Consider the following 287-nt stretch of genomic DNA (forward strand, 5'->3'; position numbering starts at 1 on the left):
TTTATAAGTAAAAGAGACGATACTGGGTCTGTAGCTCAGGTGGTTAGAGCGTTCGCCTGATAAGCGAGAGGTCGGTGGTTCGAGTCCACTCAGACCCACCAATTTCTTTTGAGATTGGTATGCAGTATCGACACCTTGATGGGGCTATAGCTCAGCTGGGAGAGCGCCTGCCTTGCACGCAGGAGGTCTGCGGTTCGATCCCGCATAGCTCCACCATCTTTAAGCATTCTTACGAGTGTGTTTAAAAATGGTTTTCATCAGAAAATCTAGCTCTTTAACAATTTGGA

General features: G+C 47.0%; 2 tRNA genes. Both read left to right on the forward strand.

From position 1 onward, the window contains the following. The first annotated feature begins 24 nt into the window (after nt 1-24). Nucleotides 25-101: transfer RNA gene (locus H735_RS29410), tRNA-Ile, on the forward strand. Between the two features lie 39 nt (nt 102-140). Beyond that, nucleotides 141-216: transfer RNA gene (locus tag H735_RS29415), tRNA-Ala, on the forward strand. Nucleotides 217-287: the final 71 nt, after the last annotated feature.

It is taken from the genome of Vibrio owensii CAIM 1854 = LMG 25443, from assembly GCF_000817815.1.
GTDB lineage: Bacteria > Pseudomonadota > Gammaproteobacteria > Enterobacterales > Vibrionaceae > Vibrio > Vibrio owensii.